The sequence below is a fragment of the Pseudoxanthomonas sp. LH2527 genome (assembly GCF_022539275.1).
Lineage (GTDB): Bacteria > Pseudomonadota > Gammaproteobacteria > Xanthomonadales > Xanthomonadaceae > Pseudoxanthomonas_A.
The window spans coordinates 113,527-132,776 of the sequence record NZ_JAKZBW010000008.1 but is presented as its reverse complement, the minus strand read 5'-3'; the positions used below and the strand labels follow the sequence as shown (position 1 = coordinate 132,776).

General features: G+C 69.4%; 24 protein-coding genes. 7 read left to right on the top strand and 17 right to left on the bottom strand.

All coding sequences use genetic code 11. The features are described 5' to 3' along the window. Positions 1-120 precede the first annotated feature (120 nt). From MMG85_RS06900 to MMG85_RS06890, 3 genes are all read right to left on the bottom strand, one after another. Complete coding sequence (locus MMG85_RS06900) at positions 121-342, bottom strand: hypothetical protein (protein WP_241045370.1); 222 nt, start codon at positions 340-342, stop codon at positions 121-123. 83 nt (positions 343-425) lie between these two features. Beyond that, positions 426-761 carry a YecR family lipoprotein gene (gene yecR / locus MMG85_RS06895; RefSeq protein ID WP_241045369.1) on the bottom strand — a complete coding sequence of 112 codons (336 nt, stop codon included), beginning with the start codon at positions 759-761 and terminating at the stop codon, positions 426-428. Positions 762-830: 69 nt separating this feature from the next. After that, positions 831-2,213 carry an L-serine ammonia-lyase gene (locus MMG85_RS06890; protein WP_241045368.1) on the bottom strand — a complete coding sequence of 461 codons (1,383 nt, stop codon included), beginning with the start codon at positions 2,211-2,213 and terminating at the stop codon, positions 831-833. Positions 2,214-2,285: 72 nt separating this feature from the next. Here MMG85_RS06890 and MMG85_RS06885 point away from each other — a divergent pair, with 72 nt between their 5' ends. Continuing rightward, complete coding sequence (locus tag MMG85_RS06885; RefSeq protein ID WP_241045367.1) at positions 2,286-2,510, top strand: glutaredoxin family protein; 225 nt, start codon at positions 2,286-2,288, stop codon at positions 2,508-2,510. An 11-nt stretch (positions 2,511-2,521) separates the two neighbouring features. Beyond that, the gene (locus MMG85_RS06880) at positions 2,522-2,983 is read left to right on the top strand and encodes a hypothetical protein (RefSeq protein ID WP_241045366.1); all 462 of its coding nucleotides are present in this window, start codon (positions 2,522-2,524) and stop codon (positions 2,981-2,983) included. Positions 2,984-2,995: 12 nt separating this feature from the next. Here MMG85_RS06880 and MMG85_RS06875 read toward each other — a convergent pair whose 3' ends face one another. From MMG85_RS06875 to MMG85_RS06865, 3 genes are read right to left on the bottom strand one after another with little or no spacing between them, the layout of a single operon-like run. Further along, positions 2,996-3,556, bottom strand: a complete 561-nt coding sequence (locus tag MMG85_RS06875; RefSeq protein ID WP_241045365.1) for a YceI family protein — start codon at positions 3,554-3,556, stop codon at positions 2,996-2,998. Beyond that, a complete protein-coding gene (locus MMG85_RS06870) occupies positions 3,543-4,154 on the bottom strand; it encodes a cytochrome b (RefSeq protein WP_241045364.1) in 612 nt (203 codons plus the stop codon). Before MMG85_RS06870 ends, MMG85_RS06875 begins: the two co-directional genes overlap by 14 nt. Continuing rightward, positions 4,151-4,825: a YceI family protein gene (locus MMG85_RS06865; RefSeq protein ID WP_241045363.1), complete on the bottom strand. Its 675-nt coding sequence runs from the start codon at positions 4,823-4,825 to the stop codon at positions 4,151-4,153. Before MMG85_RS06865 ends, MMG85_RS06870 begins: the two co-directional genes overlap by 4 nt. Positions 4,826-4,939: 114 nt before the next feature. Between MMG85_RS06865 and MMG85_RS06860 the strand changes: the two genes are divergently transcribed. After that, on the top strand, positions 4,940-8,521 hold the full coding sequence (locus MMG85_RS06860; protein ID WP_241045362.1) for a hybrid sensor histidine kinase/response regulator: 3,582 nt from the start codon (positions 4,940-4,942) through the stop codon (positions 8,519-8,521). Then, a complete protein-coding gene (locus MMG85_RS06855) occupies positions 8,518-9,486 on the top strand; it encodes a hypothetical protein (protein WP_241045361.1) in 969 nt (322 codons plus the stop codon). Before MMG85_RS06860 ends, MMG85_RS06855 begins: the two co-directional genes overlap by 4 nt. Before the next feature lie 5 nt (positions 9,487-9,491). Here MMG85_RS06855 and MMG85_RS06850 read toward each other — a convergent pair whose 3' ends face one another. The 6 genes from MMG85_RS06850 to MMG85_RS06825 are packed head-to-tail and all read right to left on the bottom strand — an operon-like array spanning position 9,492 to position 13,639. After that, a complete protein-coding gene (locus MMG85_RS06850) occupies positions 9,492-9,971 on the bottom strand; it encodes a hypothetical protein (protein ID WP_241045360.1) in 480 nt (159 codons plus the stop codon). Between the two features lie 4 nt (positions 9,972-9,975). After that, positions 9,976-10,611: a hypothetical protein gene (locus MMG85_RS06845; RefSeq protein WP_241045359.1), complete on the bottom strand. Its 636-nt coding sequence runs from the start codon at positions 10,609-10,611 to the stop codon at positions 9,976-9,978. A 31-nt stretch (positions 10,612-10,642) separates the two neighbouring features. Next, entirely contained in the window at positions 10,643-11,713 is a 1,071-nt protein-coding gene (hemE, locus tag MMG85_RS06840; RefSeq protein WP_241045358.1) for a uroporphyrinogen decarboxylase, read from the bottom strand. Between the two features lie 19 nt (positions 11,714-11,732). Further along, complete coding sequence (locus MMG85_RS06835) at positions 11,733-11,987, bottom strand: WGR domain-containing protein (protein ID WP_055936474.1); 255 nt, start codon at positions 11,985-11,987, stop codon at positions 11,733-11,735. Positions 11,988-11,996: 9 nt separating this feature from the next. Next, the gene (gene aroB / locus MMG85_RS06830) at positions 11,997-13,100 is read right to left on the bottom strand and encodes a 3-dehydroquinate synthase (RefSeq protein ID WP_241045357.1); all 1,104 of its coding nucleotides are present in this window, start codon (positions 13,098-13,100) and stop codon (positions 11,997-11,999) included. Then, complete coding sequence (locus MMG85_RS06825) at positions 13,097-13,639, bottom strand: shikimate kinase (RefSeq protein ID WP_241045356.1); 543 nt, start codon at positions 13,637-13,639, stop codon at positions 13,097-13,099. Before MMG85_RS06825 ends, aroB begins: the two co-directional genes overlap by 4 nt. Before the next feature lie 106 nt (positions 13,640-13,745). Here MMG85_RS06825 and MMG85_RS06820 point away from each other — a divergent pair, with 106 nt between their 5' ends. Next, on the top strand, positions 13,746-13,949 hold the full coding sequence (locus MMG85_RS06820) for a dodecin family protein (RefSeq protein ID WP_055936466.1): 204 nt from the start codon (positions 13,746-13,748) through the stop codon (positions 13,947-13,949). 142 nt (positions 13,950-14,091) lie between these two features. Here the strand turns inward: MMG85_RS06820 and MMG85_RS06815 are convergent, their stop codons facing one another. Next, on the bottom strand, positions 14,092-14,922 hold the full coding sequence (locus MMG85_RS06815; RefSeq protein ID WP_241045355.1) for a kinase: 831 nt from the start codon (positions 14,920-14,922) through the stop codon (positions 14,092-14,094). Between the two features lie 32 nt (positions 14,923-14,954). On the opposite strand from MMG85_RS06815, the gene pdxH reads away from it, so the two are divergent. Both pdxH and MMG85_RS06805 read left to right on the top strand, forming a co-directional pair. Next, positions 14,955-15,557 carry a pyridoxamine 5'-phosphate oxidase gene (gene pdxH / locus MMG85_RS06810; RefSeq protein ID WP_241045354.1) on the top strand — a complete coding sequence of 201 codons (603 nt, stop codon included), beginning with the start codon at positions 14,955-14,957 and terminating at the stop codon, positions 15,555-15,557. A 103-nt stretch (positions 15,558-15,660) separates the two neighbouring features. After that, complete coding sequence (locus MMG85_RS06805; RefSeq protein WP_241045353.1) at positions 15,661-16,455, top strand: cobalamin-binding protein; 795 nt, start codon at positions 15,661-15,663, stop codon at positions 16,453-16,455. A gap of 136 nt (positions 16,456-16,591) precedes the next feature. On the opposite strand, the gene MMG85_RS06800 is transcribed toward MMG85_RS06805, so the two are convergent. From MMG85_RS06800 to MMG85_RS06785, 4 genes are read right to left on the bottom strand one after another with little or no spacing between them, the layout of a single operon-like run. Continuing rightward, complete coding sequence (locus MMG85_RS06800; RefSeq protein WP_241045352.1) at positions 16,592-17,053, bottom strand: DUF4426 domain-containing protein; 462 nt, start codon at positions 17,051-17,053, stop codon at positions 16,592-16,594. Between the two features lie 59 nt (positions 17,054-17,112). Further along, the gene (proC, locus tag MMG85_RS06795; RefSeq protein ID WP_241045351.1) at positions 17,113-17,952 is read right to left on the bottom strand and encodes a pyrroline-5-carboxylate reductase; all 840 of its coding nucleotides are present in this window, start codon (positions 17,950-17,952) and stop codon (positions 17,113-17,115) included. 8 nt (positions 17,953-17,960) lie between these two features. Beyond that, positions 17,961-18,527: a hypothetical protein gene (locus MMG85_RS06790; RefSeq protein ID WP_241045350.1), complete on the bottom strand. Its 567-nt coding sequence runs from the start codon at positions 18,525-18,527 to the stop codon at positions 17,961-17,963. A gap of 17 nt (positions 18,528-18,544) precedes the next feature. Then, the gene (locus MMG85_RS06785) at positions 18,545-19,222 is read right to left on the bottom strand and encodes a YggS family pyridoxal phosphate-dependent enzyme (RefSeq protein ID WP_241045349.1); all 678 of its coding nucleotides are present in this window, start codon (positions 19,220-19,222) and stop codon (positions 18,545-18,547) included. Positions 19,223-19,250: the final 28 nt, after the last annotated feature.

Here is a 19,250-nt window from a genome sequence, read left to right as displayed (position 1 = left end):
TTGGGACGACTATCAAAAGGACTGTCGAAGTCGAGTAGCCCGGGTAAGGTCGAAGGCCGCACCCGGGGGTGCGTCGGCGTGTCGGACCCCGGGTGCGCTTCGCTTACCAGGGCTACGCTGCTAGCCAATCCGAACGTCTTTACCCTCAGCCACCATCAGCTCAGCGAACTTCGCCCAAGAGAGGCGTTTCTTGTTCACTGAGTTTCCGGCCGGAACCCATTCGATATTGCCTTTGCTGATTAATGCAGTTCCAAGCTTGCGGCCGTCCTTCTTTACGTCGATGGTCACGTCTTTATGGAGCAAGAACTTGGTCGAAATGTCCATAGTGACTTCGTGTGCCATGAGCCTCTCCTTAGTTGGCTAACAAAAAGTTTAAGCCGCGCCGCGCCGCGACGCTGGCTTCAATAAACTCTTGTGTACAAATTTCAGTTTGTGCCGGGATCTTTGTTGCCCATGCCAGTGCACTGAAACTCTTTTGTAACGAGCCAGCGCTGACAGCCACCCATGCCGCCGGGCATGTTGCACTGCTGAGTAACACCACCAAATGCCTCTGCGCCCGTATAGCCCCAAGTTTTGCAGCGAGAAACCGCCAGATTGAGCGCCTCTGCTTCGTTGGTCTGAGGCTTTTCAAACGAACCATACTCGTATGAAAGTCTAACGGTGGCATCAGCACGACTACCGCCCGTAGCGGACCAGCTCTTGCTTGTGGCGCAGCCGGACAACATCAAAGCAGCAGTGGCTGCGGCTATCAAAATCTTCATAAATATCCCCTTCTTTGTAAGGTCTCTCCCCGAGACCGGTTCAATGCTAGCGCAGACTGCCAGTCCCGCCTAACACTCGATCACATTCACCGCCAACCCACCCCGACTCGTTTCCTTGTACTTGTCCTGCATGTCGCGCCCGGTGTCGCGCATGGTCTTGATGACCTTGTCAAGCGAGACCTTGTGCTTGCCATCGCCGCGCATCGCCATGCGGCTGGCGTTGATGGCCTTCACCGCGCCCATTGCGTTGCGCTCGATGCAGGGGATCTGCACCAGGCCGCCGATCGGGTCGCAGGTCAGGCCGAGGTTATGCTCCATGCCGATCTCGGCCGCGTTCTCGATCTGGCTCGGCGTGCCGCCCAGCGCGGCGACCAGTCCACCGGCGGCCATCGAACAGGCCACGCCCACTTCGCCCTGGCAGCCGACTTCGGCGCCGCTGATGCTGGCGTTCTCCTTGTAGAGGATGCCGATGGCCGCCGCCGTCAGCAGGAAGTCGAACACGCGCTGTTCGCTGTTGCCCGGGCAGAAACGGTCGTAGTAATGCAGTACCGCCGGGATGATGCCGGCCGCGCCGTTGGTGGGCGCGGTGACCACGCGACCACCGGCGGCGTTCTCCTCGTTCACCGCCAGCGCGTACAGGTTGACCCAGTCGAGCACCGTCAGCGGATCGCGCATGGCGGCTTCGGGCTTGCTGGACAGCTCGCGATGCAGCGCGGGCGCGCGGCGCGAGACATGCAGGCCGCCCGGCAGCGTACCTTCCTGGCGGATGCCGCGCTCCATGCACGACTGCATCGCGTTCCAGATCGCGCGCAGGCCGGCGCGGATCTCCTCCTCGCTGCGCCAGGCCTTCTCGTTCTCGAACATCATCGCGGCGATGCTCAACCCGCTGCGCTGGCACTGCGCAAGCAACTCGTCGCCGCTCTTGAACGGATACGGCAGCGGTGTTTCGTCGGCGACGATGCGGTCCACCGCCGCATCGTCCTGGTTGACCACGAAGCCGCCGCCCACGGAGTAGTAGTCGCGCGTGGCGATCACCTCGTCGTTCGCATCGAAGGCGGTGAAGCGCATGCCGTTGGTGTGGTACGGCAGCTTCTGTCGCTTGTTCATCAGCAGGTCGCGCTTCTCGTCGAAGGCGACTTCGTGCGTGCCGCCCAGCAGGATGCGCTTGCCGCTGCGGATGCGGTCCAGCGCCGGCGGGATGACGTCCGGGTCGATCTCGTTGGGATAGTGGCCTTCCAGCCCCATCAGCACGGCCTTGTCGGTGCCGTGGCCGCGACCGGTCAACGCCAGCGAACCGAACACTTCGGCGCGGATGCGCACCACGTCCTGCAGGCGGTCGGCATCGACCAGCCAGCGCGCGACGAAGCGCGCCGCCGCCCGCATCGGGCCCACGGTGTGCGACGAACTCGGCCCGATGCCGATCTTGAACAGGTCGAACGTGCTGACTGCCATGCTGCGAACCACCGCGGAAAGGCCGCTATTCTAAGCACGTAGACGCCGGACGCCCTTCATTCCTCAATCCCCATGCCCCTGATCCTCTATCAACGCGACGACTGCCATCTGTGCGATCTGGCACTGGACGTGCTCGCCGAGGCGCGCATTCCCGAGTTCGAGAGCGTTTTCATCGATGACGACCAAGCGCTGGAAGCGCGTTACGGTATCCGCGTGCCGGTGCTGCATCGCAGCGACACGGGTGCGGAACTGGACTGGCCGTTCAGCGCGGACCGCGTGAAGGCCTGGCTGCCATGATCCTGGGCGGCTTGTCCCGCTGGGTCGCGCTGCTGGGCATGGCCTCGGGAAGCGCCGCGGCGGCCGATGTCGACCTGGCCAAGGCCGGCGCCGGTTCGGCCGGCACGTTCGCGTGGGAGGGACGCACGCTGGCGCAGGTGCTGCCGGCGGACAGCATCGAGCGCATCGTGCTGCTGAAGGCGACGAGCAGCGCGCCGGGGCGTCTCGATCTGGAAAACCTGCGCCGCATGCTGCGCGACGCCGCGGATGCGCCGCTGCACAAGGCGGACGACGATGCGCGCGCGTTCCTGCAGTTGGGCGGCCACGACACGATCTGGGAAGCCGTGCTGCTGACCCGGACGGGCGAGGTGTTCGGCCTGGTTGTCCGTGCCGACGATGAGGCCGCGCGCGCGCGCGGCCATCATCGCGGTTGCCTCACCGACGCGGCGGGCCGGCGCGGGTGTTTCGGGATTCCGCCGGTATCGGGCGGCTGACGCCGTCCTGCGTCAGGGCTTGGGCTTCAGCACGACCTTCGTGCTGATCGCGACCTCATTCGGAATCGTCGACGTGTCGGCCCACTCGCCGCCGCCCACGCCGAAGTCCAGCCGCTTCACCGTCGCCTTCCCGGTCAGTACGGGTTGCGTGCCCGGCGTCCAGGTGAAGGTCAGCGTGACTGGCTTGCTGACGCCGCGCAGCGACAGCGTGCCGTCGGCGGCGTACTGGTTGCCGCCCAGCGAACGGAGCTTGGTCGCGGTGTAGCGCGCCTGTGCGAACTTGGCCACGTTGAAGAAGTCAGCCGACACCAGCGTGCCGTCGCGGTCGCCGTTGCCGGTCTGCGTGCCCGCGAGCTGGATGGCGACATCGAGCTTGCTGGTGGCGAGTTGTGCCGGATCGAAACTCAGCGTGGTGGTGAAACCACCGAACTTGCCGGTGAACGTCTCGCCCTGGTAGTTGCTGGCGAACACCAGCGTGGAGCCCGGCGCCTGCACGTAGTCGGCGGCCAGGGCCGGCGTGGCGGCCAGCAGCAGGGAGGCGAGCGCCAGGCGCGCGCGGTCAGCGGTTTTCATCGGGGGAATCCTGCGGGACGGGGGAAGAGGGGATCGGGGCGGCAGCGACGGCGCGCTTGCCCGGCAACATGCGGCGCAACGTGGCGTCGCCCTGGAACAGATGGTGGTACAGCGCGGCGCCGGCGTGGGCCAGCACCAGCACCACCAGCACCCAGAACAGCAGTTCGTGCGCGCCTTCGGCGGCTTCGTGCACGCCGTCGCTGCGGCCGGTGATGGCGGGCAGGTTGAACAGCTTGAACCACTGCAGCGGATAGCCGGCCGACGAATTCAGCACCCAGCCCGACAGCGGGATGGCGAACAGCAGCGCATACAGCAGGACGTGCGTCACCGAGGCGATGCGCTGCTGCCAGGTCGGCGTGCCGGCGACCGGCGCCGGCGCGCCCGCGTACAGCCGCCACAGCACGCGCAGCACCACCAGCGCCAGGATGGTCAGGCCGATCGACTTGTGCAGGGCATAGATGTCGATCTTGCGCGGCCCGTTCGGCAGGTCGCCCATGGTCAGGCCCAGGTAGGCCATCACCAGGATCAGCACCACGATGAGCCAGTGGAACAGCTGGCTGACGGCGCCCCAGCGGTCGTCGGTGTTCTTCAGGGTCATGGCGTCGGCTCCGGGCTGGCGGGTGCGGGCAGGGCAGGGGCGGTTTCCGTCTCGGTTTCCTCGTCGGCCTTGCCGTCGTAGGTGGCCTCGGCTTCGATGCGCAGCGCCACCTCGTCGCCGATCACCGATTTCCACGCGGTGATGCCGAAGTCGGCGCGGCTGAGTGTCGTGGTCGCGGTGAAGCCCACGGTGCGCCGGAACGGTGGCATGGGGTGGCGCTTGGCGGCATTGAGGGTGACGTCGAGGACGACCGCGCGGGTCACGCCGCGCAGGCTGAGGTCGCCATGCACCTTCGCATGCGTCGCGTCGACCGGTTCCACCCGGGTCGAGACGAAGCGGGCCTCGGGATGGCCTTCGGCGTCCAGCAGCGACTTCGCCAGTGTGGCCTTGTTCCAGTCGGCATCGCCCAGGTCGGTGCGTGCGATCGGCACGCGGACCTCGACGCGCGCGCGGGTCCAGTCGTCCGGATCGAACACGACGGTGCCGGTGCTGCCGGACACGGTGCCCAGTGCGTTGGAGAAGCCGGCGTGCGAGATGGCGAACATCACCCGCGTGTGCACCGGGTCCAGCGTGTACTCGGCGAGGGTGTCGCGTGCGAACGCCGCCGCAGGCAGCAACGCCAGCAGGCAGAGGAGGCGCAACAGCGCGCGACGGGCGGTGGATCCGGGCATGGGGACGGATTCTAGGGGCCGGCCCATGAAGATACCCCGCTTGCGCCTGCAACGGTCCGTTGCGACGATGCCCGGCAGGGGCGACCACGGAACGAGGGGCGGGCAGGAATGGCGATGCGTGCGTGGGGCTTGCTGCTGTGCTGCCTGCTGTTGTGCGCGTCCGCGCCTGCCGCCGTGCCCGAGATCCCGCGCTTCCGCCTGCTCGGTGCCGGCGACGGCCTGCCTTCCACCACCATTCCCGCGTTGGCGCGCGACCGCGCAGGGCATCTGTGGATCGCTACCTGGGACGGCCTGGCGCGCTACGACGGCGTCAGCTTCAAGGTCTGGCGCCACGATCCGGCCGATCCGGCCTCGCTGGCCGGCAACGTGGTGCAGGCGCTGCATATCGATGCCCGCGACCGCATCTGGGTGGCCACCGAGAACGGCGGCCTCAGCGTGATGGAGGCCGACCGTCGCGGGTTCCGCCATTACCGCCAGGCGCAGCATCCGCAGATGGGCAGCGACGACGTGTTCGCCATCACCAGCCGCGGCGATGACGTGTGGTTCGGCACCTTCGGCGGTGGCCTGCACCGGCTGGCAGCCGACGGCCGCATCACCCGTTTCGCGGCCGCGGCGGAAGGCGAGGACGGCCTGCCGTCGGACAGCGTGCTGTCGCTGGCGTTCGATGCGAAGGGCGTGCTGTGGATCGGCACCATGGGTGGGCTGGCGCGCTACGAGGGCGGGCGGCTGCGCCGGCTGGCGCTGCCGGGTGGCGATGGCCTGATCATCTATTCGGTGACCGCCGACGCGGACGCGGTGTGGGTGGGCGCGTCCGATGGCGTGCATCGCTGGTCGCCGCAGGGCGGCTGGATGTCGCCGCCGTGGTCGCCGATGTTCGCGCGGCCCAATGCATTGATCGCGATGACCAGCGATGGCCAGGGCGAGTATTGGCTCGCCAGCCAGGGCGGCCTGTGGCGTACCGAAGGCGACCGCGCCCCCGCGCCGGTGAACTACGACGCGCAGAACGTAGGCATCGGCCGCGTGCTGCAGACCGTGCTGGCGCTGCCGGACGGTGGTTTATGGGTGCCGGTGCCGACGCGCGGCCTGGCGTACCTGCGCTCGGACTGGCGACGGATCGCGGCGTTCTCGTCGGCGCAGGGATTGGGGGGCGGGCTCTACCGTGGCCTGTCGCAGGCCGGCGCCGACGGCATCTGGATCGCCAGCAGCACCGGCAAGGTGGAACGGCTGGATACGCGCGGCGGACACGTGACGCCGTTGCCGCATCACGCCGCGCTGCTGGGCGAATTGCGGATCACCTCGCTGCGCCAGGACCGCCATGGCCTGCTGTGGATCGGCCATCGCAGTGGCCTGATCCGGGTGGATCCCCGCACTGGCGCCCTGCGGCAGTGGGGGCAGGGCGGCGAGGACGCGGTGCCCGACAGCACCTCGATCGACTGGCTGGTCGAGGCGCCGGACAACACCCTGTGGCTGGTGTCGCAGATGGGCAGCGTGCAGCAGCGCGATCTGACCAGCGGTCGCGTGCTGCGCACCCTCGTCAAGCAGGAAGACGGCAGCGGCCTGCCCGACATCGAAGGTCTCGCGGTGTCGCCGGACGGGCGCGTCTGGCTCGGCGGTGCCGCCGGGATGATGGCCTGGGACGCGGCGGCGGAGCGCTTCGTCGCGATGGAGGCGATGGGCGGTGAGCGCGTGTACGCCTTCGCCTTCGAACATGCCGACCGCCTGTGGCTGCACCGCATGTCCGGCGTGGAAGCCTGGCGCCGCCAGGGCGGGCGCTGGCTACGCGAGCGCCGCATCGGGGCCGCGGAGGGATTGCCGGCGCTCGAGTCGACCGGCCTGGCGGTGGATCCGCAGCGGCGCGTGTGGCTGGGTACGCGCCGTGGCCTGTTCCGCATCGATCCCAACCTGCAGGGTTCGCGCGCGCTGCTGCGCAACTTCGGCGTGCGCGAAGGCCTGCTGAGCCAGGAACTCAACGACCGCGGCCTGTTGATGACGGTGGACGGTCTGCTGGCGAGCACGGCGGCCGACGGTTCGGTCGCGCTGCTCGACACGCACCTGCCGGACCCGCGGCCGGTGACCCCGAACCTGGTGCTGGACAGCCTGCAGGTGAGCCGTGGCGACGACATCCGGCCGCTGCGGATCGACCAGCCTTTGGTGCTGCAGCCCGACGACCACGAGTTGCTGGTCGGCACCCGCCTGCTGAGTTACGAGAATCCGCTGGGCAACCGCTACCGCTCCATGCTGGAAGGCTTCGACAGCAGCTGGCTCGAGCAGGGCGCCACGGGCGAACGCGTGTTCTCCACGCTCACGCCGGGCCGCTACACGCTGCGCGTACAGGCCTACGATGCCGCCGGCAACGCCTCGCGCGAACTCGTGCTGCCGGTGCACGTGCTGCCGCCGTGGTGGCGCAGTCCGTGGGGCATGGCGCTGTTCGCGGCGCTGGGCGTGGTGCTGCTGCTGATGGCCGGCGCCGCATACCGACGGCGGGTGAGCCGCCGCAGTGCCTGGCAGCTGGCCGAACACAAGCGCGAACTGGCCGAACAGGCGTCGCTGGCCAAGACCCGCTTCCTGGCCACGCTCGGCCACGAGATCCGCACGCCGATGACCGGCGTGCTGGGCATGACCGAATTGCTGCAGGCCACGCCGCTGGACGAGCGGCAGAAGGGCTATGCCGACGCCATCCAGCGCGCGGGCACGCACCTGCTGCGCCTGGTCAACGATGCGCTGGACCTGGCGAAGATCGAGGCGGGCAAGCTGGAACTGCAGCAGGTCGAGTTCGACCTGCACGCGCTGCTGGCCGACGTGGCCGCGCTGATGGGGCCGGTGGCCGGCAAGCGCGGGCTCGCCTTCCACGACGGCATTGCCGCCGGTGTGCCGCACCTGGTGCGAGGCGATCCGCTGCGGCTGCGGCAGATCCTGCTCAACCTGCTGGGCAATGCGATCAAGTTCACCGAAGCGGGCCATGTTTCGTTGCACGCGGTCCCGCTGTCGCCGCACGGCGTGCGGCTGACCGTCGGCGACACCGGCCCCGGCATCAACGCCGAGCAGCAGGCCCGGCTGTTCCGCCGCTTCGAGCAGGCGGAAGGGGCGCAGACCACGGCGCGCTATGGCGGCAGTGGCCTCGGCCTGGCGATCTGCCAGGAACTGGCGGTGGCGATGGGCGGGCAGATCGAGGTCGACAGTGCGCCGGGCCGGGGCACGCGGTTCTCGGTGGACCTGCCCGCGCTGCAACCGCTGGCGCAGGGCGAAGCGCATGCCTCGTCCGCCGTGGACACCGCACACGCTCCGGCGCCGGTCGGGCCACTGGACATCCTGCTGGTCGAAGACGATGCGACCGTCGCCGAGGTCGTGGCCGGCCTGCTGCGCGCGCGCGGCCATCGGGTGACCCACGCGCCGCATGGTCTGGCCGCGCTCTCCGAGGTGGTCTCGGCGGTGTTCGACGTGGCTTTCCTCGACCTCGACCTGCCGGGCCTGGATGGCATGGCCCTGGCGCGGCAGCTGCGCCTGCATGGCGTGACCACGCCGCTGATCGCACTGACCGCGCGCACCGATGCCGAAGCCGAACCGCTGGCGCGACAGGCGGGATTCGACGATTTCGTACGCAAGCCGGTGACCGGCGACATGCTGGTCGCGGCGATCGTCAAGGTGATCGGGGAGGCGACAGCCCCGGACAACAACACACAGGGAGAGCACACATGATCCAGGGACGGAACCGGAAGGCACGCGGCATCCTCATGGGGGTCGCCTGCGGGCTGGCGGCACTCCTCGCTTCTTCGCACGCGTCGGCGGCCGACACGCAGGCCGAGCGCCCGTTCCTCGGCGGTTTCCTGCAGGAGAGCCGGATCCTGTATCCGCTGACGATCGGTCAGTGGGTCGCTCGCGACGAGCACCTGTACGAACAGGCCGAGGCGGGCGCCTCGGTGCGCTACCAGCATGGCGACCTGCGCGACCGTTGGATCGACGTCTATTTCTACCCGGCCGGCATCGTGCCGGATGAGCGCGTGCGTGCGATGGCACAGGGAACCGTCGACGGCATCCGCGCTTTGCCGGGCAACGACGGGCTGCCGGCGGGCGAACTGGAGACGTCGCAGATCGCGCTCTCCGGCGACAAGGATCGCCGGCCCGCCACGCTGTACTCGGCCGGCTTCGTGCTCGCCCGCGACGGCACGCGCTATGCGTCGGCGATGACCTTGCTGGCGAAGGACCTGTACTACATCAAGGGCCGCTACAGCGGCGAAGAAGCGGCGCACACGCCCGAGGACCTGCATGCCGAACTGAAGGACTTCACGGTCCAACTGGTGCGCGAAAGCCGGCTGTACAGCACGGGCGACTGCTGGATGCCGCCGCCGATCGTGCAGGTCGCGGCACCGGACCCCAAGGCGGCAGGGGCGCTGTTGGACATCAGCGGCGATGGCGCGGCACAGGCGGTGGGCTTCGCTGATCGCGTCGAGGCGGTGGATGCCCGCTCGAGCCAGGCGGTGATCGCGCAATTCATGGCGTACAGCGCGAGCGGTCGCTGGATCGCCGGCTGCAACCCGCCGGAGGACATGACACCGGACGTGCCCGAGGGCATGCGCGAGCTCCGCTTCGAGTACCGGCTGCCGGAAGGCGACGCCGACGGCCCCACGCCGCGCCTGGGCAGCCCGCGCTCCGGCGTGGGCTGACCGGCTCAGCGCAGCCGGCGCACTTCCATCACGCCCGCGACCGGGTCGTAGTAGAACCAGTCGCTGGCATTGCCCGCGAGCCAGTCGATCCGCGAACGTGCCGGTGCCGGCACGTGGCACAGCACGCCCAGGCCGTAGTCGTCGCCAGCTGCCAGCGGCGCCGGCGGTGTGTCCGCCAGCAGGTCCTGCAGCGACGCCGGTTTCTCGCCCCAGGTCAGGCAGTCCGCGTCCGTGCTGCTGTCGACGGGCCAGTCCATCCGGGTCCAGAACGCCTCGCGGCCGCGCGCGCGCATCCGCTGCGCGTCCACCTGCTCATCGTCCGCGGTGCGGGTGAGGCGCCACGACGGCGCTTCGCCCTGCACGCTCCACACCACCTCGTCGCTGTCGGCGGTCGCGCCATGGCCGTACTGGCCGGCAAATGGTGCAGGTGGGACGGCCTGTGCGGATGGCGCCAGCAGGAGAAGAAAAAGCAGGGAAACACGCATCGGATCAGTCCGCCCAGGCTTCGACATACAGCGTACGGGTGGCATCGTCGGGATCGACGTGGATCCAGATGCCGCCGGCGTCGGAGGTGGGCAGGTAGAGACCGTCGTCGGCCTCCAGCATGGTGCAGGCGGTGGCCGGCGCTTCGTCGGCCAGCGTCCGGGCCAGGCAGTTGTCCTCGACGAAACGCCGGATCGCCGGGCCCGCGGCGGCGAATGGCGCCGCCAGCACGTACTGGTGGTCGCCCCAGCGCTGCGAGTCCATCAACCGCACCTCGGCCACCGGCAGGCCGGCAAGCTGCACGCGGTCCGGCTGCAGCAGCGCGCGCGCGGTCACCGCAGTTAGGCTCTCTTTTGCGTCGTCGGCCAGCGTGTCTTCGCAGTCCAGTTCGATGCGCGACACGCGGGTTCGCCATCCCGGCGCCAGTTCGTCCACGCGGCGCGCACGGATGCGCTCGCAGGTCGGCGGCGCCTGCAGTCCGTGCACCGCGTGCTCGTCCGGCACCACCATCACCAGCGCGGGAAAGTCGCCGCCGGCCACGTGCAGCAGGCGCGGTGCATCCGCCTCTCCGGCACGGACGCGTGCGCCCGCGACCAGCAGCAGGACGGCGGTGGCGACGGCAAGCAGGTGGCGGCATTCCATTGCGTCACTCCGGCGGGAAGAACGGGTGGCGTCAGCGCGCGCTGTAGGCGTGGACTTCGTCCACCAGCACGGCGACGTGGTCGGGATTCATGTCCGGCGACATGCCGTGGCCAAGGTTGAACACGTGGCCCTCGCGCGAGCCACCGTTGCCGTCGCGGTAACTGTCGAGTGCGCGGCGCACTTCGCGGCGGATCGCCTCGGGTGCGCCGTACAGCGTGGCCGGGTCCAGGTTGCCCTGCAGCGCGACCTTGCCCTGGGTGCGGCGCGCGGCTTCGCCCAGTTCGACCAGCCAGTCCACGCCCACGCCATCGGCGCCGCTGGCGGCCAGATCTTCCAGATACGCCGCCGTGCCCTTGCCGAACAGGATCAGCGGAGTGCGTTCGCTGCCCTGGCCACGGTCGAGTGCCTGCGCGATGCGCTGCAGGTAGGGCAGCGAGAACTCGCGGTACATCGCCGGACTCAGCACGCCGCCCCAGGTGTCGAACACCTGCAGGGCCTGCGCGCCGGCCGCGCGCTGCGCGGCGAGGTAGGCGATCACCGCATCGGTATTCACCGACAGCAGCCGGTGCAGCGTGGCCGGATCGTTCAGCGCCATCGCCTTGATGCGGGCGAAGTCCTTGCTGCCGCCGCCTTCCACCATGTAGCAGGCCAGCGTCCACGGGCTGCCGGAGAAGCCGATCAGCGGCACCTTGCCGTCCAGTTCGCGGCGGATCACCCGCACCGCGTCCATCACGTAGCGCAGCTCGGTTTCCATGTCCGGCACGCCCAGCTTCGCCGCGTCGGCGGCGCTGCGCACGGTGCGCTCGAACTTCGGGCCCTCGCCCTCGACGAAGTACAGGCCCAGGCCCATGGCGTCGGGGATGGTCAGGATGTCGGAGAACAGGATGGCCGCGTCCAGGTCGAAGCGGCGCAGCGGCTGCAGCGTCACTTCGCAGGCGACCTCCGGATTCTTCGCCATGCCCAGGAAGCTGCCGGCCTCCTTGCGGGTCGCGCGGTACTCCGGCAGGTAGCGGCCGGCCTGGCGCATCAGCCACACCGGCGTGCGGTCCACGGGTTCGCGGCGCAGCGCGCGCAGGAAGCGGTCGTTCTTCAAAACGGTCATCGGGGGAATCCGGAAAGGGTTACTTGGGCGCGTCGGCGCCACGGGCGAACATCAGCTGGAAGCCACGCTTTAGGTGGCTGTCGCGGGCCTTCTCGAACGCGGCGTTGGCCTCGTCCTGCAGCAGGTACTGCTCGCGCTTGAGCGCCGCGCGGCCGCCGATCTGGCCCGTTTCGCGCAGCAGCTCCCAGCCGCCGAACAGATCGGGCTGCAGGGTCAGCTGGACGTAGCGGGGCGCTTCGCCCGCGTCGGGGCGTTGCTGGAGGAAGACGCGCATGGCGGCATTTTAGCCGGACAGCACGGCCAGCACGCGGGTCTCGTCGACATCCGGTACCACCTCGGCCTGGCCCAGGCCGCGCCACAGCACCAGGCGCAGGCGGCCGGCCACGTTCTTCTTGTCCAGCCGCATGCGGGCCAGCAGGGCCTCGGGGGCCAGGCCGGCCGGTATCCGCACCGGCAGCCCACAGGCCGCCAGCAGGGTTTCCAACCGGGCGGTGTCGGTCGCCGGCGCCATGCCCAGGTCGGCCGACAGCCGCGCGGCCAGCACCATGCCCACGGCCACGGCCTCGCCATGGTTCAGGTTGTCGTTGCCGACGCCGCCGTAGCCCTGTTCGGTCTCGACGGCATGGCCGAAGGTGTGGCCGAAGTTCAGCAGCGCGCGCTCGCCCTTCTCCAGCGGATCGCGGGCGACGATCTCGGCCTTGTGCTCGCAACTGGCGGCGATGGCCAGGGCGAGCGCCTCCGCGTCCATCGCCAGCAGCGCGTCGCGTTCCTGTTCCAGCCACTGGAAGAAGCGCGCGTCGCGGATGGCGCCGTACTTGATCACTTCGGCCAGGCCGGCGCGCAGTTCGCGCGCTGGCAGCGTCGCCAGTGCATCGGTGTCGGCGAACACCGCCCGCGGCGGATGGAAGGCGCCGACCAGGTTCTTGCCCTGCGGGATGTCCACCGCGGTCTTGCCGCCCACCGACGAATCCACCATCGACAGCAGCGTCGTGGGCACCTGCACGCAGTCCACGCCGCGCATCCAGCACGCGGCCGCGAAACCGGCCAGATCGCCGACCACGCCGCCACCCAGCGCCACCACGCAGGCGTCGCGGGTGGCGCCCAGCGTGGCCAGCGCCTCGATGGCGTGGCCGAAGTGGGCCAGCGTCTTCGACTCCTCGCCGGCCGGCAGGATGAAGGTGCCGATGGCCAGGTCCGGCCGCGCCGCATGCAGGGCCTCGCGCACGGTGCCGGCGTACAGCGGCGCGACGATCGAGTCGCTGACCAGCAGCACGTGGCGGCCGCGCACGTGCTGCGCCAGCGCGGCGCCGTCGGCCAGCAGGCCCGGCCCGATGGTGATGGAATACGGAATCTCGCCGCCGACATCGACGGTACGTGCGTGGCTCATGCGTTCTCTTCGATGGGCTGCCAGCGGTGCGCCAGCAACTGGGTCAGGCGGACGGTGGCCTCGGGCGGCGTCAGGCCGTCGGTGTCCAGGGTCAGGTCGGCCACGTCGCGGTACAGCGGCTCGCGCTTCACCGCCATGTCCTGCAGCACCTGCTCGCGGTCCGGCCGCTGCAGCAGCGGGCGGTTGGTGCAGCGGCCCAGCCGCTTCAGCTGCGCCTCCACGCTGACCTGCAGGTAGACCACGTAGCCGCGCTGTTTCATCCATATCCGGTTATCGGCATCCAGCACCGCGCCGCCGCCGGTCGACACCAGCTGGCCATGGCCGGCCAGCAGCTCGTGCAGCGTGGCCTTCTCGCGCTCGCGGAAGCCGGCTTCGCCCACGTGCTCGAACAGCGTGGCGATGCTGGCGCCGGTGCGGTCCACGATGGCCTGGTCCGCATCTACGAACACCAGCCCGAAGCGCTCGGCCACGCGCTTGCCGATGGAGGTCTTGCCCGCCCCAGTGGGGCCGACCAGGATCAGGTTGGGGGCCGGATTCATGATGGGACAGATGCTAGCACCGCCCGCGCGCATGGCGTGGACTTAACGCGTGCAGGTCTACGGTGGTCGTCCGGCGCCGTGCCGGGGCAACCGAAGAGGGAACATCATGTCCGTCGCCAAGATCATCGAGGTCAATGCGTCGTCGAAGACCAGCATGGAAGACGCCGTCAAGGTCGGCCTGAAGAAGACCTCCGAGACCGTGAAGAACATCAAGGGCGCCTGGGTCAACGAGATCAAGGTGGTCACCGACGACGACGGCAACGTCACCGAGTGGCGGGTGAACCTGCGGATCAGCTTTGTGGTGACCTGAGGGGGCGGGACCCCCTGTAGGAGCGACGTCAGTCGCGACCGCGGCTCCGATACCTCGGGAAAATGCGGGGGGCACGCATTGCATGCGCGCGCTATCGCGTTTTGCGAAGTGCAATGGCGTGCGGTCGCGACTGACGTCGCTCCTACAGATGCGGCAGGCGATCCTCATCCAGCCGGATCGTGCGATCCGCCCTCGCCGGCAACGTTGCCAGCAGGTGGCGGCTGGTGCGTTCGTAGTGCTGGATGAAGCGGTCCAGTTGCGCGCGGTCCATGCCGCGGCGGCCGGGTGCGCGCGCCACCATCGCCTGTTCCTGCTGCCAGCGCCAACTGCGCACGATGTCGAAGCCGGGCGGCTGCAGGAACCACAGCGCATCGAGGCGCGACCACAGCGCGGGATAATCGCGGCGCAGCGCGTCGTTGCAATGGCGTCGCCAGCGGCCGTCCCGGTCTTCGTCGCGTTCCAGTGCATTGATCGGCATGGCCAGCGCCGCGTCGTCTTCCGGCGTGGCGCCTACGCACCAGCCCTCGAACAGCACCAGGTCGAGGCGTCCGCGCACGCGCGTCCACGCGGTTTCCGCCACGCGATCATCGGTCAGCTTGTCGAAGCGCGGCAGGTCGATGTCCCCGCCCGCTTTCAGGGCATCCAGCACGCGGCAGCCCAGCGCCACGTCGTGCGTGCCGGGCGGACCGCGCGTCGCCAGCAGCGGATGCACGTCGCGCGCCAGGCGCAGGCGTTCTGCCTGCGTCAGGTACAGGTCGTCCAGCGACAGCACGGCCACGCGCAGGCCTGCGGCTTCGGCCTGCGCGGCGATCTGTGCGACCAACGTCGATTTGCCGCTGCCCTGCAGGCCACTGATGGCGAACACGGGCGTAGGCGCCGGCAGCGCACGTGCAGCGGCCAGCGCGGCGGCCACCAGCGGGCCGGGAAAGCCATCGGGATGCGTTGCCTGCGCCATCGCGCGACAATAGCGCATGCCCGGCACGCGGGCGCCGACCCGACACCGCCATGACCGACCTGTACGCCGAAGCCCTGTCCACGTTCGCCACACTGTTCGGCGAGGCGAAGGCGGCCGGTACCGAAGTGGAACCGAACGCGATGACGCTGGCGACCGCCACGCGCGATGGCCGTCCGTCCGCGCGGACCGTGCTGCTGAAGGCCTTCGACGAGCGCGGCTTCGTCTTCTACACCCACACGCACAGCCAGAAGGGCCGCGAACTGCACGACAACCCGCGCGCCGCGCTGCTGTTCCTGTGGCGCAGCCTGCGCGAGGCCGGCATCCAGGTGCGCGTGGAAGGCCCGGTCGCGCCGGTCAGTGAGGCCGAGGCCGACGCCTACTTCGCCTCGCGTCCGCGCCAGAGCCAGCTCGGTGCCTGGGCTTCGATCCAGTCTGAGACGCTGGATTCGCGCGAGGCCTTCGAGACGCGCGTGGCCCAGATGGAAGCGCGCTTCGCCGGCAGTGACGTGCCGCGGCCCGAGGGATGGAGCGGCTATCGAGTGGCGCCGGAGGCGATCGAGTTCTGGTACGGCGCCCAGTTCCGCCTGCACGAGCGCTGGCGTTACGAGTGCGACAGCGCCGGCGCCTGGAGCAAGCGGATGCTGTTCCCGTGAGCGACAGGCAGGGCTCTTGTAGGAGCGACGTAAGTCGCGAGCTTTTCCCAGCACTCCAACAGCTCGCGACTGACGTCGCTCCCACAGGACAGGTGTCGCAATGATGGGCCCACGACGCATCGTCTGCCTGACCGAAGAGCCCACCGAGACGCTGTATGCGCTGGGCGAGCAGGACCGCATCGTCGGCATCAGCGGCTTCACCGTGAGGCCGCCGCAGGCGCGCAAGGAGAAGCCGAAGGTCAGTGCGTTCACCAGCGCGAAGATCGGCGAGATCCTGAAACTGCAGCCCGACCTGGCCATCGGCTTTTCCGACATCCAGGCCGACATCGCCGCCGAGCTGGTGCGGCAGGGCGTGGAGGTCTGGATCAGCAACCACCGCAGCGTGGACGGCATCGTCGACTACGTGCGTCGCCTCGGTGCGCTGGTGGGCGCCGCCGCGCGCGCCAACGACTATGCCGATGCGCTGCAGCGTGGACTGGACGAGGTGCGCGCGCAGGCCGCGCAGCTGCCGCGCCGGCCGACGGTCTATTTCGAGGAATGGGACGAGCCGCAGATCACCGGCATCCGCTGGGTGTCGGAGCTGATCGGGATCGCCGGCGGCGACGACGTGTTCCCGGAGCTGGCCAAGGAATCGCTGGCCAAGCACCGCATCCTCGCCGATGGCAGCGAGGTGGTGCGCCGCGCGCCCGACATCATCCTTGGCTCCTGGTGCGGCAAGAAATTCCGCCCCGACCGCGTCGCCGCGCGTCCCGGCTGGGACGCCATTCCCGCGGTGCGCGATGGCGAACTGCACGAGATCAAGTCACCGCTGATCCTGCAGCCGGGGCCGGCGGCGCTGACCGATGGCGTGCGGGCGATCGCGGCGATCATCCAGGTCTGGGCCTCGAAGCACGCCTGACGGCGGGTGCTGCATCGGTCGGATGCGGGATGTCATGTGTGGGAGCGACGTAAGTCGCGATGGGCCACCGCGGTACTTCATCGCGACTTACGTCGCTCCCACAGGCTGGCTGCCCTGCAGGCGAATTTTGTTCGCCTCAGAAATTCCGCTGGAACTTCACCGTTTCGGTGCGCCCGCCCGCCGTCACCACCACCTCGAAGCGGTAGGAGTTGCGCGGCGAGATGCGCGCCGTGCCGATATGGTCGGTGTAGCCGCCGGCGTCCACCTTGCGCAGTGTGAGGGTCTGCCGCGTGCCGGACAGATCGTGCGCGCTGACGGCTACATCGCCTTCCGCATCCACTTCCTCGCCGCCCTTGATCTCGCGCAGGGCCACCAGTACCAGCGCGGTGTCGGCGTCGCGCGGGACGCCGTACTGCTGCGCCACCGGCGCGCTCAGGGCCAGGGTCGGCAGCGCGTTGTAGCGCACGCGCAGGTTGCCGAAGTCGGCTTCGGCCGGCGAGGCCTGCACGAACTCCGCCGTGCGCGGCGCTTCCCCGCCTGAGCAGGCCGACAGCAGGCCCAGCAGCGCGATGGCGGACAGGGTGGCGATGCATTTCATGGCAAGGGCTCCTCGGCAACGCGAAGGCATACGGCGTTCCGCCCGGACGGGATGCAGCGTCACTCGTTCGCCGCCGACAGCTCACCGCCGCGCACGGTCGCGGCATGCACGGCCTTCGCTACCAGCGCCTCGAAGCCGCCGGCCTGGAAGGTCTCGATGGCGGCCTGGGTGGTGCCGTTCGGCGAGGTCACGCGGCGTCGCAGCTCGGCCGGCGTCTCGTCGCTCTCGGTCAGCATGCGCGCCGCGCCCAGCACGGTCTGCAGCACCAGCGTACGCGACGCTTCGGGCGACAGCCCCTCCGACACCGCCGCCGCCTCCATCGCTTCGGCCAGCAGGAACACGTAGGCCGGACCGCTGCCGGACACGCCGGTGACGGCATCCATCTTCGCTTCGGCATCGATCCACACCGTCGGGCCGGCGGCGGACAGCAGCAGCGCGGTGCGCTGGCGACCGGCATCGTCGACCTCGTCGCTCGCGTACAGGCCGGTGACACCGGCGCCCAGCAGGGCAGGGGTGTTCGGCATGCTGCGCACGACGGCCACGCCGCCGCCCAGCCAGCGCTGCATCTGCGCGGTGGTGATGCCGGCGGCGATGGACACGGCCAGTGGACGCTGCGCCTGCGCCAGCGGCGCCAGGCCTTCGCACACGGCGCGCATCACCTGCGGCTTGACCGCGAACAGCCAGGTATCGGCGCCATGCGCGGCTTCCTTGGCCTCGGCGAAGACCTGCACGCCGAAGTCGGCGGCCAGGGCGGCGCGCAGGGCATCGGCCGGTTCGGCCACGCGGATGCGCGAGGGATCGGCGCCGCGCGTGAGCAGGCCGCCGATCAGGCTGCGCGCCATGTTGCCGCCGCCGATGAAGGCCAGCGGATGGGTCAGCGGGGAAGACGAGGAAGACATGGTGGGCCTCAGGCGGGCGTAGGAAAAGGGACGGCGGTGATGCGCGCTTCGAAGCGATGGGCGAGATGGTCGTCGCCGGCGTAGGTCAGGGCGATGTCCCCACTCCAGGCGATGTCGAAGCGGTCGCTCTCGCCGATTCGCCGGAACGTGATGCGGTGGTTGGCCACGCTGTCGTGGCCGAGCAGGTAAAGGTGGAAGGCGAGATTGTCGAGTTCGATGCCTTCCAGCGTGCCCGTCGTGATGGTGTCGACCTCGAACGTCCGTCCATCGAGCCAGTCCGGTGTGAAATCGCCGACGGAACAGAATGGGAAGCCTCGGTCGCTGTCCCAGTGCGTGGACGACAGCGTACAGCGGTGGTAGTTGCCCCAGACGCCGGGCGCCTCCCAGCTGCTCTCGTGGTCCTCGTCTTCCGCTTCCTCGATAGCACGCTCGGCTTGGTAGTTCGCGCTGCGCAGGTGCAGGTCGCACCACACCACGCCCTCGATCACGCGTGCGGTCCACGCGAACTCCGCCAGCGCATGGCCTTCCGGCCACGGGTTGCCGGGAAAGTGGATACGGCCGTGCGCTTCGCCCATGCCGACTTCTCCTTATCTCACTTCGCCGGCCGCGCGCCGAACAGCGCGGTGCCGATGCGCACCATCGTGGCGCCGTGCGCGATGGCCAGGGCGAAGTCGTCGCTCATGCCCATCGACAGCGTGTCGACCTGCGCATGCCGTGCGGCCAGCGCATCCTGCAGCGCCTGCATGCGGGCGAACGCGGCGACACGACGGGCGGCCTCCGGATGCGGTGCCGGGATCGCCATCAGGCCGCGCAGGCGCAGCCTCGGCTCGGCGGCGATGGCGTCGGCCAGGGCGTCGATCTCCTCCGGCCGGCAGCCATGCTTGCTCGCCTCGTCGTCGATGTTCACCTGGATCAGTACGTTCAAGGGCGCGCGGTCGGCAGGGCGATACCGTGACAGCGCGCCGATCAATTTGTGACGGTCGACCGTTTGCACCCAGTCGAACAGGCGCGCGGCGACGTCGGCCTTGTTGGACTGCAGGTGGCCGATGAGATGCCATTCCAGCCCCATGCCGGCCAGTTCGCCGATCTTGTCCTGCGCCTCCTGCACGTAGTTCTCGCCGAACGCACGCTGCCCGGCACGCGCCAGTTCGCCGACGGCCGCCGCGGTCTGCCGCTTGGACACGGCCAACAGCGCAGGGACTGGCCGATGTGCCGCATTCGCTGCGTTTTCAAGGCGTTGCAGGGTCTCGCTGAGGGTGCCGGCGAGCATGTGGGTCCAGCCATTGGCGGAAACGATG

What these genes read in the sequence shown, in the direction of transcription:
- MMG85_RS06900 (WP_241045370.1), bottom strand. Translation starts at nt 342, where the DNA reads ATGGCACACGAAGTCACTATGGACATTTCGACCAAGTTCTTGCTCCAT.
- yecR (WP_241045369.1), bottom strand. Translation starts at nt 761, where the DNA reads ATGAAGATTTTGATAGCCGCAGCCACTGCTGCTTTGATGTTGTCCGGC.
- MMG85_RS06890 (WP_241045368.1), bottom strand. Translation starts at nt 2,213, where the DNA reads ATGGCAGTCAGCACGTTCGACCTGTTCAAGATCGGCATCGGGCCGAGT.
- MMG85_RS06885 (WP_241045367.1), top strand. Translation starts at nt 2,286, where the DNA reads ATGCCCCTGATCCTCTATCAACGCGACGACTGCCATCTGTGCGATCTG.
- MMG85_RS06875 (WP_241045365.1), bottom strand. Translation starts at nt 3,556, where the DNA reads ATGAAAACCGCTGACCGCGCGCGCCTGGCGCTCGCCTCCCTGCTGCTG.
- MMG85_RS06870 (WP_241045364.1), bottom strand. Translation starts at nt 4,154, where the DNA reads ATGACCCTGAAGAACACCGACGACCGCTGGGGCGCCGTCAGCCAGCTG.
- MMG85_RS06865 (WP_241045363.1), bottom strand. Translation starts at nt 4,825, where the DNA reads ATGCCCGGATCCACCGCCCGTCGCGCGCTGTTGCGCCTCCTCTGCCTG.
- MMG85_RS06860 (WP_241045362.1), top strand. Translation starts at nt 4,940, where the DNA reads ATGCGTGCGTGGGGCTTGCTGCTGTGCTGCCTGCTGTTGTGCGCGTCC.
- MMG85_RS06855 (WP_241045361.1), top strand. Translation starts at nt 8,518, where the DNA reads ATGATCCAGGGACGGAACCGGAAGGCACGCGGCATCCTCATGGGGGTC.
- MMG85_RS06850 (WP_241045360.1), bottom strand. Translation starts at nt 9,971, where the DNA reads ATGCGTGTTTCCCTGCTTTTTCTTCTCCTGCTGGCGCCATCCGCACAG.
- MMG85_RS06845 (WP_241045359.1), bottom strand. Translation starts at nt 10,611, where the DNA reads ATGGAATGCCGCCACCTGCTTGCCGTCGCCACCGCCGTCCTGCTGCTG.
- hemE (WP_241045358.1), bottom strand. Translation starts at nt 11,713, where the DNA reads ATGACCGTTTTGAAGAACGACCGCTTCCTGCGCGCGCTGCGCCGCGAA.
- MMG85_RS06835 (WP_055936474.1), bottom strand. Translation starts at nt 11,987, where the DNA reads ATGCGCGTCTTCCTCCAGCAACGCCCCGACGCGGGCGAAGCGCCCCGC.
- aroB (WP_241045357.1), bottom strand. Translation starts at nt 13,100, where the DNA reads ATGAGCCACGCACGTACCGTCGATGTCGGCGGCGAGATTCCGTATTCC.
- MMG85_RS06825 (WP_241045356.1), bottom strand. Translation starts at nt 13,639, where the DNA reads ATGAATCCGGCCCCCAACCTGATCCTGGTCGGCCCCACTGGGGCGGGC.
- MMG85_RS06820 (WP_055936466.1), top strand. Translation starts at nt 13,746, where the DNA reads ATGTCCGTCGCCAAGATCATCGAGGTCAATGCGTCGTCGAAGACCAGC.
- MMG85_RS06815 (WP_241045355.1), bottom strand. Translation starts at nt 14,922, where the DNA reads ATGCGCTATTGTCGCGCGATGGCGCAGGCAACGCATCCCGATGGCTTT.
- pdxH (WP_241045354.1), top strand. Translation starts at nt 14,955, where the DNA reads ATGACCGACCTGTACGCCGAAGCCCTGTCCACGTTCGCCACACTGTTC.
- MMG85_RS06805 (WP_241045353.1), top strand. Translation starts at nt 15,661, where the DNA reads ATGGGCCCACGACGCATCGTCTGCCTGACCGAAGAGCCCACCGAGACG.
- MMG85_RS06800 (WP_241045352.1), bottom strand. Translation starts at nt 17,053, where the DNA reads ATGAAATGCATCGCCACCCTGTCCGCCATCGCGCTGCTGGGCCTGCTG.
- proC (WP_241045351.1), bottom strand. Translation starts at nt 17,952, where the DNA reads ATGTCTTCCTCGTCTTCCCCGCTGACCCATCCGCTGGCCTTCATCGGC.
- MMG85_RS06790 (WP_241045350.1), bottom strand. Translation starts at nt 18,527, where the DNA reads ATGGGCGAAGCGCACGGCCGTATCCACTTTCCCGGCAACCCGTGGCCG.
- MMG85_RS06785 (WP_241045349.1), bottom strand. Translation starts at nt 19,222, where the DNA reads ATGCTCGCCGGCACCCTCAGCGAGACCCTGCAACGCCTTGAAAACGCA.